Origin of the sequence: Streptomyces sp. NPDC085931 (genome assembly GCF_044540565.1) — a bacterium.
Classification (GTDB): domain Bacteria; phylum Actinomycetota; class Actinomycetes; order Streptomycetales; family Streptomycetaceae; genus Streptomyces.
In genome coordinates this window covers 98,992-112,137 of the sequence record NZ_JBITSK010000006.1, presented here as the reverse complement: position 1 = coordinate 112,137, position 13,146 = coordinate 98,992, and the positions used below count along the sequence as shown (strand labels likewise).

12 protein-coding genes and 1 tRNA gene are annotated in these 13,146 nt (G+C 72.5%); 8 read left to right on the top strand and 5 right to left on the bottom strand.

Going from position 1 to position 13,146, the window contains the following annotated elements; all coding sequences use genetic code 11:
• Both ACIGAN_RS14065 and ACIGAN_RS14060 read right to left on the bottom strand, forming a co-directional pair.
• Positions 1–1,077, bottom strand: a complete 1,077-nt coding sequence (locus tag ACIGAN_RS14065; protein ID WP_365095556.1) for an ABC transporter permease — start codon at positions 1,075–1,077, stop codon at positions 1–3.
• On the bottom strand, positions 1,077–2,096 hold the full coding sequence (locus ACIGAN_RS14060) for a sugar ABC transporter substrate-binding protein (protein WP_365095553.1): 1,020 nt from the start codon (positions 2,094–2,096) through the stop codon (positions 1,077–1,079). The genes ACIGAN_RS14065 and ACIGAN_RS14060 overlap by 1 nt, the downstream gene beginning before the upstream one ends.
• A 322-nt stretch (positions 2,097–2,418) precedes the next feature.
• Here ACIGAN_RS14060 and iolC point away from each other — a divergent pair, with 322 nt between their 5' ends.
• From iolC to ACIGAN_RS14030, 6 genes are read left to right on the top strand one after another with little or no spacing between them, the layout of a single operon-like run.
• Complete coding sequence (gene iolC, locus ACIGAN_RS14055) at positions 2,419–3,396, top strand: 5-dehydro-2-deoxygluconokinase (RefSeq protein WP_399857364.1); 978 nt, start codon at positions 2,419–2,421, stop codon at positions 3,394–3,396.
• Between the two features lie 13 nt (positions 3,397–3,409).
• The gene (locus tag ACIGAN_RS14050; RefSeq protein WP_365740388.1) at positions 3,410–4,288 is read left to right on the top strand and encodes a Cgl0159 family (beta/alpha)8-fold protein; all 879 of its coding nucleotides are present in this window, start codon (positions 3,410–3,412) and stop codon (positions 4,286–4,288) included.
• A 14-nt stretch (positions 4,289–4,302) separates the two neighbouring features.
• Positions 4,303–5,196: a 5-deoxy-glucuronate isomerase gene (gene iolB / locus ACIGAN_RS14045; RefSeq protein ID WP_399857362.1), complete on the top strand. Its 894-nt coding sequence runs from the start codon at positions 4,303–4,305 to the stop codon at positions 5,194–5,196.
• Positions 5,193–7,064, top strand: coding sequence for a 3D-(3,5/4)-trihydroxycyclohexane-1,2-dione acylhydrolase (decyclizing) (gene iolD, locus ACIGAN_RS14040; protein WP_399857361.1), 1,872 nt, complete (start codon positions 5,193–5,195; stop codon positions 7,062–7,064). Before iolB ends, iolD begins: the two co-directional genes overlap by 4 nt.
• Positions 7,065–7,111: 47 nt before the next feature.
• The gene (locus ACIGAN_RS14035) at positions 7,112–8,605 is read left to right on the top strand and encodes a CoA-acylating methylmalonate-semialdehyde dehydrogenase (protein ID WP_399857359.1); all 1,494 of its coding nucleotides are present in this window, start codon (positions 7,112–7,114) and stop codon (positions 8,603–8,605) included.
• A gap of 20 nt (positions 8,606–8,625) precedes the next feature.
• The gene (locus ACIGAN_RS14030) at positions 8,626–9,411 is read left to right on the top strand and encodes a GntR family transcriptional regulator (protein WP_365095536.1); all 786 of its coding nucleotides are present in this window, start codon (positions 8,626–8,628) and stop codon (positions 9,409–9,411) included.
• Between the two features lie 54 nt (positions 9,412–9,465).
• On the opposite strand, the gene ACIGAN_RS14025 is transcribed toward ACIGAN_RS14030, so the two are convergent.
• The 3 genes from ACIGAN_RS14025 to ACIGAN_RS14015 form a co-directional block, all read right to left on the bottom strand.
• A complete protein-coding gene (locus ACIGAN_RS14025; protein ID WP_399857356.1) occupies positions 9,466–10,449 on the bottom strand; it encodes an aldo/keto reductase in 984 nt (327 codons plus the stop codon).
• A 103-nt stretch (positions 10,450–10,552) separates the two neighbouring features.
• Positions 10,553–11,239, bottom strand: a complete 687-nt coding sequence (locus ACIGAN_RS14020) for an NUDIX domain-containing protein (RefSeq protein ID WP_399857354.1) — start codon at positions 11,237–11,239, stop codon at positions 10,553–10,555.
• 272 nt (positions 11,240–11,511) lie between these two features.
• Positions 11,512–11,585 (bottom strand) — tRNA-Pro (locus tag ACIGAN_RS14015).
• A 98-nt stretch (positions 11,586–11,683) separates the two neighbouring features.
• Here ACIGAN_RS14015 and ACIGAN_RS14010 point away from each other — a divergent pair.
• On the top strand, positions 11,684–12,217 hold the full coding sequence (locus ACIGAN_RS14010) for a DUF309 domain-containing protein (protein WP_365740393.1): 534 nt from the start codon (positions 11,684–11,686) through the stop codon (positions 12,215–12,217).
• Between the two features lie 125 nt (positions 12,218–12,342).
• Positions 12,343–13,113, top strand: coding sequence for a precorrin-6A synthase (deacetylating) (gene cobF / locus ACIGAN_RS14005; protein ID WP_399857352.1), 771 nt, complete (start codon positions 12,343–12,345; stop codon positions 13,111–13,113).
• Positions 13,114–13,146 lie beyond the last annotated feature (33 nt).

Genomic DNA, 13,146 nt, shown 5'->3' with positions numbered 1-13,146 from the left:
TCACCTCCGGGTCGCCGTGCGCTGGACCCACAGATTGATGAGGACGGCGCCGAGGAGCATCACGCCGAGGAAGGCCTTGAACCAGTCGGGGTTCCAGCCGGCGTAGACGATGCCCTGCTGCACCATGCCGAACATGAAGGCGCCGAAGACCGGGCCGATCGCGGAGCCGTAGCCGCCGGTGAGCAGGCAGCCGCCGATGACGGCCGCGGCGATGTAGATGAGCTCCTGGCCCACGCCCTCGCCGGACTGGACGGTGTTGAAGGAGAACAGCTGGTGCATGCCGACGAACCAGGCGCCGAAGCCGACCAGCATGAACAGGGAAATCTTGGTGAAGGTGACGGGGACGCCGACGGCCCGCGCGGAGTCCTTGTTGCCGCCGACGGCGAAGATCCAGTTGCCGTACCTGGTGCGCAGCAGCACCCAGGTGGCCAGCGCGGCGAAGACCAGCCACCACACGACGGTGATCTTGACGTTGACGCCGCCGACCTCGAACGTCGAGGCGAAGATCTTCTGCGCCTGGGCGAAGCCGTCCATGTCGCTGATGTCGTCGGTGGCGACGTTGCCCGTGACGAGCTTGGTGATCGCCAGGTTCACACCCTGGAGGATCAGGAAGGTGCCCAGGGTGACCAGGAAGCTCGGCAGTCCGGTCTTGACCAGCAGCCAGCCGTTGAAGGCGCCGATCGCCAGCGAGACGAGCAGGGCGACGATCACGCCGACCCAGACGTTCATGGTGAGCTGGTAGCTGAGCATCGACGCGGTGAGCGCCGAGGTGATCACGGCGACACCGGCCGACAGGTCGAACTCGCCGCCGATCATCAGCAGGGCCACGGGCAGCGCCATGATCCCGATGGTCGACGACTGGTACAGGATGTTCGCCATCGAGCTTCCGTCGCGCACCGGCGGCGCGGCGAACAGGAAGAACACGAGCACGGCGACGGCGCCGAGGAAGACGCCGACCTCGGGCCGGGCGAGCAGCCGCAGCGCCAGCGGGCGCTGCCGGGTCCGGCCGTCGGACTGCTTGGGGCCGGGGGCCGGCGGTGTGTCCACCGCCGGCGTGGCCTGCTGGGTCATGCTCATCACCGGGTGCCCTTCGCGGCGAACTCCCCGATCCGGTCGACGTTGGACTTGTCGACGAAGGCCGGGCCGGTCAGCACGGGCTGCTCGCCGCCGCCGCTGTAGTTGCCGTTGTTCTTGTAGAGCCACAGGCCGTCGACGGCCAGGTAGCCCTGGAGGTAGGGCTGCTGGTCGACAGCGAACTGGATGTCGCCGGCCTTGATGGACTTGATCAGGTCCTTGTTGAGGTCGAAGGTGGCGACCTTGGCCTTGCTGCCCGCGTCGGAGACCGACTGCACCGCGGTCAGCGCGAAGGGGGCGCCGAGGGTGACGACGTAGTCGATCGACGGGTCCTGCTTGAGCTTGGCGGTGATCGTCGACTTCACCGACGGCATGTCGGTGCCGTTGACGTTCTGCGGGTCGACCTTGCCCTCGAAGGTCTTGGCCACACCGTCGCAGCGCTGCGTCAGGCCGACGTTGCCCTGCTCCTGCATGACGCACAGGACCTTCTTGGCGCCGACCTCGTTCAGCTTCTTGCCGAAGGCCTCGCCCGCGACGGACTCGTCCTGGCCGAAGAACTCCAGCAGGTTGAGGTCCTTCCAGTCGCTCAGGCCGGAGTTGAGGCCGACCACGGGTATGCCGGCCTTCTCCGCCTTGCCGACGACGCCCTTGAGCGCGTCCGGCTTGGCCAGGGTGACCGCGATGCCGTCGACCTTCTGGTCGATGGCGTTCTGCACCAGGTTGGCCTGGTTGCCGGCGTTGGGGTCGGCGGAGTAGATGAGCTTGATGTTGTCCTTGGCGGCCGCGGCCTCGGCGCCCTTGCGGACGGTGTCCCAGAAGGTGTCGCCGGGCGCCTGGTGGGTGACCAGGGCGACGGTCATGCGCGGCGTGGTGGCCTTGCCGGCCGAGGCGTTCGCGCCGCCTTCCTCGGACTTCTTGCCCCCCGAACTGCTGGAGCAGCCGGCGAGGGTCAGGGCCGCTGCCGCGGCGACGGCGACGACGGGCGCGAACCTGCGAGAGCGGGGGTGAGAAGAGCGGTCCATCTTTCCTGGCACCTCACTGTGCTACTGCGGGGGAAAGGAAGGGATCACGAAGGGATCCGTGGTCCCGGAGCCTTACGGAGTCCGGATCATGATGCCGCAAACCGACTGTTGCGATGGCACGGGATACAAGTCCCTGCCGCGCCCGCTGTCAATACTTTGTTAAGACATCATTTCACAAGCAGGTCCGAATGTAAGTACAAAGTATTGACAGTGCCGCCCTCCGGGACCTACACCTGGGAGGCGTCAGGTCCCGTTCCGCCACGCCCCCACCGTGTCAGGGCGTCCCGGGACCCGCATCCCCAGCTTCCCCAGGAGGTCGCGCATGGCCGGGCCGGCACAGTGTTTCGATGTCATCACGATGGGCCGCATCGGCGTCGACCTCTATCCGCTGCAGACCGGCGTCCCGCTGGCCGACGTGGAGACGTTCGGAAAATTCCTCGGAGGTTCGGCGGCCAACGTGGCGGTCGCCGCCGCCCGGCTCGGACGCCGCACGGCGGTCGTCACGCGCACCGGCGACGACCCCTTCGGCACGTACCTGCACCAGGAGCTGAGGGCCTTCGGCGTCGACGACCGCTGGGTCACCCCGGTCGCCGCCCGTCCGACGCCGGTCACCTTCTGCGAGATCTTCCCGCCGGACGACTTCCCGCTGTACTTCTACCGCCGCCCCAAGGCCCCGGACCTGGAGATCCGCGCCGACGAACTGGATCTCCCCGCGATCCGCGGCACCCGGATCTTCTGGATCACCGGCACCGGCCTGAGCGAGGAGCCGAGCCGCTCCGCCACGCTCGCCGCCCTCCAGGCCCGCGACAAGGCCGGCACCACCGTCTTCGACCTGGACTGGCGCCCGATGTTCTGGCGCGATCCGGAACAGGCCCGCCCCTTCTACCGCGAGGCCCTGCGCCACGCGACGGTGGCGGTCGGCAATCTCGACGAGTGCGAGGTCGCCACCGGCGTGCGCGAGCCGCAGGCCTGCGCGGACGCCCTGCTGGAGGCCGGCGTGGAGCTGGCCGTCGTCAAACAGGGCCCCGAGGGCGTGCTGGCCGTGCACCGCGACGGCACCCGGGCCGAGGTGCCGCCGGTGCCGGTCGAGGTCGTGAACGGGCTGGGAGCGGGCGACGCCTTCGGCGGCTCCCTCTGCCACGGGCTCCTCGCCGGCTGGGACCTGGAGCGGATCATGCGCCACGCCAACGCCGCCGGGGCGCTCGTCGCCTCCCGCCTCGCCTGCTCCTCGGCGATGCCCACCGAGGCCGAGGTCCGCGACCTCCTCGCCGGGGTGCCGGCGCCGAGCCCGAGCCACTGAAACGGAGTCTTCCTTGAACATCGGCATCCCCGACCTCGCCACGGTGCGAGCCCGGCACCCCGAGGCCGTCGCCGAGGCGGCCGCCCGCCGGGCACGCCGCCCGCTGATCGGCGACAGCGGCCGGCTGATGATCGTGGCCGCCGACCACCCGGCGCGCGGCGCCCTGGGGGTGGGCGGCCGGCGCCTGGCCATGGCCAACCGCGCCGACCTGCTGGAGCGCCTGTGCACCGCGCTGTCGCGGCCCGGCGTCGACGGGGTCCTCGCCACCGCCGACATCCTGGAGGACCTGCTCCTGCTCGGCGTGCTGGAGCACAAGGTCGTCATGGGCTCGATGAACCGCGGCGGCCTCGCCGGGGCAGCCTTCGAGATGGACGACCGCTTCACCGGCCACCGCGCCGAGGACATCGCCCGGCTCCGCTTCGACGCGGGCAAGCTGCTGGTCCGCATCGACTACGACGACCCGGGCTCGCTCACCACGCTGGAGTCCACCGCCCGGGCGATCGACGCCATGGCCGCCCTGCGCCTGCCGCTGTTCGTCGAGCCGTTCCTCTCCCGCCGGGTCGACGGCCGGGTCCGCAACGACCTGTCCGCCGAGGCCGTCACCACGTCGATCGCCATCGCCTCGGGCCTGGGCGGCACCTCCGCCTACACCTGGCTGAAACTGCCCGTCACCGACGACCCGGAGGACATGGCCGAGGTCCTGGAGACCTCCACGCTGCCGGTCGTCCTGCTCGGCGGCGAGGTCGGCGACGACCAGGAGGGCGCCTACGAACGCTGGCGCAAGGCCCTGCGCCTGCCCACGGTCCAGGGCATGGTCGTCGGGAGGTCGCTGCTCTACCCGGCCGAGGGCAGCGTGGAGCAAGCGGTGGACACCGCCGTCGGCCTGCTGTGATCGCGGAGGATGCCATGACCTACCACCTTCCCGCCGGCCAGGCGCGCGGCGGCCCCTACACCGTCGACGTCACACCCGAGAAGGCCGGCTGGGGCCATTCCTCCCTGCGCGTGCTGGAGCTGCCGCCGGGCGGCTCCCACAGCTTCGGCACCGGCGACAGCGAGTGGATCGTCGTCCCGCTGAGCGGTGCCTGCACGGTCGCGTCCGCCGACGACCTCGGCCGGGACACCTTCGAGCTGCACGGCCGCCCCGACGTGTTCAGCGCGGTCAGCGACTTCGCCTACGTGCCGCGCGACGCCCGCGCGACCGTGACCTCCGCCGCCGGCGGCCGGTTCGCGCTGACCGGCGCGCGCTGCACCCGCCGCCTGCCCGCCCGCTACGGCCCGGCCTCCGAGGTCCCCGTCGAGCTGCGCGGCACCGGCAGCTGCTCGCGGCAGGTCAACAACTTCGGCGCGGCCGGGGTCTTCGAGTGCGACAAGCTGATCGCGGTCGAGGTGATCACCCCGGGCGGCAACTGGTCGTCGTTCCCGCCGCACAAGCACGACGAGCACCGGCCCGGCGAGGAGTCCGTGCTGGAGGAGATCTACTACTTCGAGTTCGCCGGCCACGACGGCGTCCCCGGCCTCGGCTACCAGCGCGTGACGCCCTCCGGCTCCGGCCGCGGCACCGAGGTGCTGGCCGAGGTCCGCGACGGCGACGTCGTCCTCGTCCCGGACGGCTGGCACGGCCCGTCGATGGCCACGCCCGGCCACCACATGTACTACCTCAACGTCATGGCGGGCCCGGAGGCCGAGCGCGCCTGGCTGATCTGCGACCACCCCGACCACGCCTGGGTCCGCGACACCTGGCCGGACCAGTCGGCCGACCCCCGCCTCCCCCTCTACACCGCCCCGGAGACGTCCCGATGAGCGCCCGCACCCGCCGACTGACCACCGCCCAGGCCCTGGTGCGGTTCCTGTCCGCCCAGTACACCGAGCGCGACGGCGTGCGCCGCCGCCTGATCGCCGGGACCTGGGGCATCTTCGGCCACGGCAACGTCGCCGGCCTCGGCCAGGCGCTGGTCGAGCACGCCGACGTGATGCCGTTCCACCAGGGCCGCAACGAGCAGTCCATGGTGCACGCGGCGGTCGGCCACGCCCGCCAGCTCAACCGCCTGTCCGCGCAGGCGGTGACGACCTCCATCGGCCCCGGCGCCACCAACCTGGTCACCGGCGCCGCGCTCGCGACGATCAACCGCCTGCCGGTGCTGCTGCTGCCCGGCGACTACTTCGCCTCGCACGCGGCCGACCCGCTGCTCCAGCAGCTGGAGCACCCGGTCGAGGCGGACGTGTCGGTCAACGACACCCTGCGCCCGGTCTCCCGCTACTTCGACCGGATCACCCGCCCGGAGGCGCTGATCCCCTCGGCGCTGAACGCGATGCGCGTGCTGGCCGACCCGGCCGAGACGGGAGCGGTGACGCTGGCCCTGCCCCAGGACGTGCAGGCGGAGGCGTACGACTGGCCGGAGGAGTTCTTCGCCGAGCGCGTCTGGCACGTACGGCGTCCCGCGCCGGACCCGGTGGAACTGGCCGCGGCCGTGGAGGCCGTCAGGTCCGCCGAACGTCCGCTGGTCATCGCGGGCGGGGGCGTCCACCACAGCGAGGCCGAGCAGGCCCTGCAGGCGTTCGTGGACGCCACCGGCATCCCGGTCGCCTCCACCCAGGCGGGCAAGGGCTCGCTGCGCCACGACCACCCGGCCGACCTCGGCGGCATCGGCCACACGGGCACGGCCGTCAGCGACGACCTCGCCCGCACCGCCGACCTGGTGATCGGCGTCGGCACCCGCTACACCGACTTCACCACGGCCTCCGGCACGCTCTTCCAGCACCCGGACGTGCGCTTCCTGAACCTCAACATCACCGGCTTCGACGCGCACAAGCTGGCGGCGCGCACGCTGGTCTGCGACGCGCGCACGGGCCTCGACCTGCTGCGGGAGGCGCTGTCCGGCCACCGCGTGCGCGAGGAGTACGTGGCCGAGTACCGCGCCGGCAAGGACCGCTGGGACGAGGTCGTCGAGGCCGCCTACCGGGCCGCCGACGACAACGCCGTCCCGACCCAGACGCAGGTGCTCGGCGCGCTGGACGCGATCGTCGGCGACGACGACGTGGTGATCAACGCGGCCGGTTCGCTCCCCGGCGACCTGCACAAGCTGTGGCGCTCGCGCAGCCCGCGCCAGTACCACCTGGAGTACGGCTACTCCTGCATGGGCTACGAGATCCCGGCCGCCATCGGCGTCCAGCAGGCCGCCCCCGGCACCCCCGTGTGGGCGCTGGTCGGCGACGGCACCTACCTGATGATGCCGACGGAGATCGTCACGGCCGTCCAGGAGGGCCTGCCGCTCAACGTCGTCCTGATCCAGAACCACGGCTACGCCTCCATCGGCGGCCTGTCCCAGGAGACCGGCGGGGAGCGCTTCGGCACCGCCTACCGCTTCCGGGCCGCCGACGGCACCTTCACCGGCGCCCCGCTCCCCGTCGACCTGGCCGCCAACGCCGCCAGCCTCGGCATGGACGTCCTGCGCGCCAAGACCGTGCGCGAGCTGCACGAGGCCCTCGCCGCGGCCCGCGCCTGCGGCCGGCCGACCTGCGTGTACGTCGAGACCGACCCGGCCCCGACCGCTCCCCCGGCCGAGGCCTGGTGGGACGTGCCGGTCGCCGAGACCGCCTCCCGCGAGGCCGCCGTCGAGGCCCGCGAGCGCTACGAGCGCCAGGTGGCGGACCGCCGCCGCCACCTCTGACCCCCTCTCTCCTGCTCCCCCGGCTCCCCGAAAGGCCCCCGCGCACCATGCAGACCATCACCCACTGGATCGACGGCAAGCCCGTCGAGTCCACCTCCGGCCGCTTCGGCCCCGTCTACGACCCGGCCACCGGCGCCCAGGAGAAGCAGGTCGCCTTCGCCACCGTCGAGGAGGTGGACGCCGCGGTCGCCTCCGCCAAGGCCGCCTTCGCCAGCTGGGGCCAGTCGTCCCTGGCCAGGCGCACGGCGATCCTGTTCAAGTACCGCGAGCTGCTGGACGCCCACCGCGACGAGATCGCCGCGCTGATCACCGCCGAGCACGGCAAGGTGCACTCCGACGCGCTCGGCGAGGTCGCGCGCGGCATGGAGATCGTGGAACTGGCCTGCGGCATCTCCGTCCAGCTGAAGGGCGAGCTGTCCACCCAGGTGTCCTCCCGGGTCGACGTCGCCTCGATCCGCCAGCCGCTGGGCGTCGTCGCGGGCATCACGCCGTTCAACTTCCCGGCGATGGTGCCGATGTGGATGTTCCCCATCGCCATCGCGTGCGGCAACACGTTCGTGCTGAAGCCGTCGGAGAAGGACCCGTCGGCCTCCTTCCGGCTCGCCGAACTGGCCGCCGAGGCGGGCCTGCCGGAGGGCGTCCTGAACGTCGTGCAGGGCGACAAGACGGCCGTGGACCGCATCCTGGAGCACCCGGACGTCGAGGCGGTCTCCTTCGTCGGCTCGACCCCGATCGCGAAGTACATCCAGCTCAAGGCCGTCGAGCACGGCAAGCGCGTCCAGGCGCTCGGCGGCGCCAAGAACCACATGCTGGTGCTGCCCGACGCCGACCTGGACCTCGCCGCCGACCAGGCGATCAACGCGGCGTACGGCTCGGCGGGCGAGCGCTGCATGGCCGTGTCGGTGGTGGTCGCCGTCGGCGACACGGGCGACGAGCTGGTGGCGAAGATCGCCGAACGGGCCAGGGCCCTGCGGATCGGCCCGGGCACCGACCCGGCGTCCGAGATGGGCCCGCTGATCACCCGCGAGCACCGCGACAAGGTGGCCTCGTACGTGGCGTCGGCCGCCGAGCAGGGCGCCGAGGTCGTCGTCGACGGCACGGGCCTGACCGTGGAGGGCCACGAGAACGGTTTCTTCCTCGGCGTCTCCCTGCTGGACCGGGTGCCGCTGACGGCGGACGCCTACCGGGACGAGATCTTCGGCCCGGTGCTCTGCGTGGTCCGCGCCGACACCTACGACGACGCCATCCGGCTGATCAACGCCTCCCGCTGGGGCAACGGCACCGCGATCTTCACCCGGGACGGCGGCGCGGCCCGCCGCTTCCAGCTGGAGGTCAAGGCCGGCATGGTCGGCGTCAACGTGCCCATCCCGGTCCCCGTCGGCTACCACTCCTTCGGCGGCTGGAAGGACTCCCTCTTCGGGGACCTGCACATCTACGGCAACGACGGCATCGCCTTCTACACCCAGGGCAAGGTCGTCACCACGCGCTGGCCGGACCCGTCCGACGGCGGCATCAACCTCGGCTTCCCGAGCAACTCCTGACACCCGAGGGGGACACGTCCATGGCGAAGACGGGTGCCCGGACCCGGGCGGCGGCCGCTCCGGCGCTCACCGCGCTGGACTTCGCCCTGGACCGGTCCACTCCCGTGCCGCTGTACCACCAGCTCGCCCAGCAGCTGGAGGCGGCGATCGAGCGCGGCGCCCTCGCCCCGGGCGACCTCCTGGGCAACGAGGTGGACCTCTCGGTCCGCCTCGGCCTGTCCCGCCCCACCGTCCGCCAGGCCATCCAGTCCCTCGTCGACAAGGGGCTGCTGGTCCGGCGGCGCGGGGTGGGCACCCAGGTGGTGCACAGCCGGGTCCGGCGCCCCCTGGAACTGAGCAGCCTCTACGACGACCTGGAGGCGGCCGGGCAGAATCCGGCCACCCAGGTCCTGCGCAACGAGGTCGTCCCGGCGTCCTGCGAGGTGGCGGCGGCGCTCGGCGTGCCCGAGGGCAGCGAGGTCGCGGTCCTGGAACGCCTGCGCCGCACCCACGGCCGCCCGGTGGCCCTGCTCCGCAACCACCTCCCGCCGTCCCTGCTCCCGCTCGACACCGCCCGCCTGGAGTCGACGGGCCTGTACCGGATGATGCGCTCGGCGGGCATCACCCTGCACAGCGCCCACCAGACGGTCGGCGCCCGCGCGGCGACACCGAAGGAGGCGACGCGCCTGGAGGAGCGGGTGGGGGCGGCACTGCTCACCATGGAACGGACGGCGTTCGACGCCAGCGGACGGGCGGTGGAGCACGGAACCCACATCTATCCGGCGTCGCGGTACACGTTCGACTTCCAGTTGCTGGTCCGGGCCTGACCGGACCCGCGGACGGGGTGCGGGAGTCCGTTCCCCTCCGCGGTCCCACGGCTCTCAGTGGGCCGTGTCGAGCCTGGCCCGCTGCTCCTCGCTCAGCTCCAGGTCCACGGCGGCCAGGTTCTCCTCCAGCTGGGCCGGCGTGGAGACCCCGGCGAGCGGGACGATCGGCAGGTCGCCGCCGATCTGCCAGGCGAGGACGACCTGGTTGACCGTCGCGCCGGTCTCGCGGGCCACGTCCCGCAGGACCGCCAGGCGGGGCGGGGTGCCGGGGTGGTCGAAGTCCGCGGGCAGGCGCTCGGGCCGGGTGTAGGCGCCCCGCAGCAGGGGCGAGTAGGCGACCAGGGTCAGACCGGGTTCGGCGCGCAGATAGCTCAGCAGGTCGGGACCGGCGTGTCCGAGGCTGCCGTCCGGGAACAGGCCGTCGGGCACGTCGGTGCGGGGGCGCAAGTGCGTGTGCGCGTACTGGAGCACCTCGTACCCGGGCAGTCCGGCCGCCGCGGCCAGGGCCCGGGCCCGCTCGACACGCCAGGTGGCGTGGTTGCTGACGCCCAGCAGTCCCACCGTGCCCTCGGCGACCAGCGCGCCGAACGCCTCGACGGTCTCCTGCAGCGGGACGGTGCGGTCCTCGATGTGCGCGTAGAGCAGGGGCAGCCGCTCCGTGCCGAGCCGCTCGCGGCTGCGCTCCGCCGACTCGCGGATCACCTTCGCCGACAGGCCCTCGGGGTTGTCGGTGTAGCTGGTGCCGGGGGCCAGGGGGCGGGCGCCGAGTTTGGTCGCGATGACGATCTCGTCGCCGATGCCGCGGCTGCGCCGCCAGCGCCCGAGGAGTTCCTCACTCTGGCCGCCCTGGCCGCCGTCGGTCCAGAAGGCGTAGTTGTCGGACGTGTCGATGAAGGTGCCGCCGGCCTCGACGTAGCGGTCGAGCAGGGCGAACGACGTCGCCTCGTCCGTCACCGAGCCGAACAGCATGGCGCCGAGCGCGAGCACGCTCACCTCCCGGCGGGTGCGCGGGTCCGTGCCGATGGTGCGGTACTTCATGGCTGCTCCTCCCGTGCGCGCCCCGGGCCTCGGGGCACGCACGGGAGTCTTCCTGTTGAAGAGCGCTCCAAGTCAAGACGAGTCGAGGAAGGGCCGGCGAGCGTCAGAAAGGTCGAGGGCGAGGGGCGTCGGGGGCGAACGGTCCTTCCAGTGCCGCCCACTGCAGCAGCATGATCGTCTTGGCGTCGGCGATCTCACCGGTGCGGATCATCTCCAGTGCCCTGCGGAACGGCAGTTCCAGGACCTCGATGTCCTCGCCCTCCTCGCCGAGGCCGCCGCCTGCGTGGGTGCGGGTCGACGGGCCGTAGGCGGCGGCGTAGAAGCTGACGCGTTCGGTGACCGATCCGGGGCTCATGTAGACGTCGAAGAGGTGCCGGACCTCGCCGATGGTGTGGCCGGTCTCCTCCACGACCTCGCGCCGGACCGCGATCTCCGGGTGCTCGTCCTCGTCGTCGAGCAGGCCGCCCGGCGTCTCCACGAGCATGCCGTCGGGGTGCCCGTTGACGTACGCGGGGAAGCGGAACTGGCGGGTGAGCAGGACGGTTTCGCGCTCGGTGTCGTAGAGCAGCATGGTGGCCCCGTTGCCCCGGTCGTGCGTCTCGCGCTCCTGGGTGCTCCAGGTGCCGTCGGCGCGCCGGAAGTCGAAGGTCGTGGTCCGCTCGACGTACCAGTGGCTGGACAGCAGCCGCACGTCGCGGATCCTGACGCGGGGGTTGCCGGTGAGGTCCAGGCCGGTGCGGTCGAGTCCGGTGCGGCCCCGGCGGTCGGGCGTGTCGATGCCGGCGGTCATCGGGCACCGGCCGTACGGCGGGGCGGGAAGATCGAAAGGGTCATGCCCGCTTCTACCATCCGGGGGCGGTCGGGCGCCGCGCGTTTCCCGGCGGCCGCGGGTGTCCCGGTCGTCCTGGCCGTCGGCGCGCTCGCACCGGGGAGGTGCCGCAGGCGCTGTGGGAGTACGTCCCGGCACGGCGACCGCGCTCCGCGCGCGACGGGCCCGGGGTGAGTTTGCGGTCGACGGAAAAGGTCCCCGCGGGCATCCGCCCGCGAGGACCTTCGGCACCGTCGGGACGACAGGATTTGAACCTGCGACCCCTTGACCCCCAGTCAAGTGCGCTACCAAGCTGCGCCACGTCCCGGTGCGCGCCACCCGCGGTGAGCCGCGTGATCGCGCGAACAGCACTTTACCCCACACCCCTGGCCGCGCCGAAAGCGGCCCGGGCGGGACAATCGGCCTATGGGCAGCACAGGAGAGACGTACTCGGACCGGCCGGGCGGCGCGCGGGACCGCGACGCGGAGGGCCGGGCCCGCAACGCCCGGCCGCGGGACGGCCTCGGCCGGCCCCTGCCGTACGACGCGGACGGCGTGCCCCGGCAGCCGGAGGGCGTGGTCCGCACGCCCGGGGAGACCGTCGCCGAGGCGCAGCGGCTGCTGGACGAGGGGAAACCGTTCCACGCGCACGAGGTCTTCGAGGACGCGTGGAAGTCGGGTCCCGAGGAGGAACGGGAGCTGTGGCGCGGCCTGGCGCAGCTCGCCGTGGGGCTGACGCACGCCGCCCGCGGCAACCTCACGGGCGGCGCCCGGCTGCTGCGGCGCGGTGCGGGCGCGGCCGAGGCGTGGGTGTCGGACTCCGGGCGGGCCCGGCCGCACGGCATCGACGTCGAGGCCGTCGCCGCCTGGGCGCGGGAACTGGCCGGGGAGATCGAACGGGAGGCCCGGACCGTGGACGCGGCAGCGCGGGCGCCGCGCCTGCGCGGGACGGCCGGCTGAGCCGACGGTCGAGGCCCGATCCCGGACCACTCCGGGACCCGATTGCGGACCGCCTCGGGACCCGGTGAAGTACCGCCCGTGGACGCGGTGGCAGGGCGCCCGGGCCCGTGCGGCAGACTCGGGGCGTGCGAAAGATTCATGTCATCGGTATCGGCGCGGGCGACCCCGACCAGCTCACCCTCCAGGCGGTCAGGGCGATGCGGAGCACGGACGTGTTCTTCATCCTCGACAAGGGCGAGGCGAAGGCGGACCTCACCGACCTGCGGCGGGACATGCTCGACACGCACGTCCCGGACGGCACGTACCGGGTCGTCGAGGCGCGCGACCCGGAGCGGGACCGGCGCGCCGGCGGCGCCGCCTACTCCCCCGCCGTCGGGGACTGGCGCAGCGCCCGGGCCGACATCTACGAGCGGCTGATCGCCGAGGAGCTCGGCGAGGACCAGACCGGCGCGTTCCTGGTGTGGGGCGACCCCTCGCTGTACGACAGCACCCTGGCGATCCTGGAGGAGGTGCTGGAGCGCGGCACCGTCGCGTTCGCCTACGACGTCGTGCCCGGGATCAGCAGTGTCTCGGCACTCGTGGCCCGGCACCGCACGGGCCTCAACCGTGTCGCGCGCCCGGTGCAGATCACCACGGGCCGGCGGCTCGCGGAGGGTTTCCCGGAGGGCGTGGACGACGTCGTGGTGATGCTCGACGCCCACCAGGCGTTCCGCCGGTACGCGGACGAGGACGTCGACATCTACTGGGGCGCCTACATCGGCACCCCGGACGAGATCCTGGTCTCCGGCCCGATCGCCGAGGCCGCTCCCCGTATCGAGCGACTGCGCGCCGAGGCCCGCGAGCGCAAGGGCTGGATCATGGACACCTACCTGCTGCGCCGCCGCACCCGCGACTGACCCGACCGGGGCGCACGACGCCGGGCACCCGTG

Coding starts and splice junctions, on each gene's coding strand:
- ACIGAN_RS14065 (WP_365095556.1), bottom strand. CDS start 1,077: ATGAGCATGACCCAGCAGGCCACGCCGGCGGTGGACACACCGCCGGCC.
- ACIGAN_RS14060 (WP_365095553.1), bottom strand. CDS start 2,096: ATGGACCGCTCTTCTCACCCCCGCTCTCGCAGGTTCGCGCCCGTCGTC.
- iolC (WP_399857364.1), top strand. CDS start 2,419: ATGGCCGGGCCGGCACAGTGTTTCGATGTCATCACGATGGGCCGCATC.
- iolB (WP_399857362.1), top strand. CDS start 4,303: ATGACCTACCACCTTCCCGCCGGCCAGGCGCGCGGCGGCCCCTACACC.
- iolD (WP_399857361.1), top strand. CDS start 5,193: ATGAGCGCCCGCACCCGCCGACTGACCACCGCCCAGGCCCTGGTGCGG.
- ACIGAN_RS14035 (WP_399857359.1), top strand. CDS start 7,112: ATGCAGACCATCACCCACTGGATCGACGGCAAGCCCGTCGAGTCCACC.
- ACIGAN_RS14030 (WP_365095536.1), top strand. CDS start 8,626: ATGGCGAAGACGGGTGCCCGGACCCGGGCGGCGGCCGCTCCGGCGCTC.
- ACIGAN_RS14025 (WP_399857356.1), bottom strand. CDS start 10,449: ATGAAGTACCGCACCATCGGCACGGACCCGCGCACCCGCCGGGAGGTG.
- ACIGAN_RS14020 (WP_399857354.1), bottom strand. CDS start 11,239: ATGACCGCCGGCATCGACACGCCCGACCGCCGGGGCCGCACCGGACTC.
- ACIGAN_RS14010 (WP_365740393.1), top strand. CDS start 11,684: ATGGGCAGCACAGGAGAGACGTACTCGGACCGGCCGGGCGGCGCGCGG.